This window comes from Benzoatithermus flavus, assembly GCF_037908215.1.
Taxonomy (GTDB): Bacteria; Pseudomonadota; Alphaproteobacteria; order Geminicoccales; family Geminicoccaceae; genus Benzoatithermus; species Benzoatithermus flavus.
This window is the reverse complement of sequence record NZ_JBBLZC010000160.1, coordinates 1-503: the sequence shown is the minus strand read 5'-3', so window position 1 is coordinate 503 and position 503 is coordinate 1. Positions and strand designations below refer to the sequence as shown.

Below are 503 nucleotides of genomic sequence, written 5' to 3'. Positions count from 1 at the left end.
AGCAGTTTGCCCGCTATATCGAGTCCAAAGACACCCGCCTCGTCACGGTGGGGCAGGAGCGTTATCGCGTGTATCGCTATGAGGGGGCCATCCATGGCCTCGATGACGCGGTGGTGCTGCTGGCTTGGAAGGCGAATCAGCCGATGGCGCCGGAACATCTTCATTGCATCTTGAGCACCGACCGGGAACTCGGGGACGAAGACATCTTGCGTTACTATGCTCAGCGTTGGACGATCGAGTGCTTTTTCCGGCAGGCGAAAGATCAACTGAAGCTGGATGGATACCGCGTTCGCCACATTCGGGCGGTGAAACGGTATTGGGCGGTGGTGCTGCTCTCCTGCGTGTACAGCATCGCCGAATCCCGCCAAAACCTCTCCACCGGGCTGGAGCTTCTTCGGTCGCGGAAAGACCACAGCGTCGTCGAGTTCATTTATGACGCTGCAAAGCAAGATATTCCCGTTGATGTGATCAAAAAACAGCTCCGTATCGCGTAAGGGGTACCC

Annotated in this window: 1 protein-coding gene; it reads left to right on the top strand. The window is 57.1% G+C overall.

Annotated features, from left to right (window positions below):
* Positions 1-494, top strand: a 494-nt coding sequence (locus U1T56_RS24670) for a transposase (protein WP_418162103.1), incomplete at its 5' end; no start/stop codon positions are given.
* Positions 495-503: the final 9 nt, after the last annotated feature.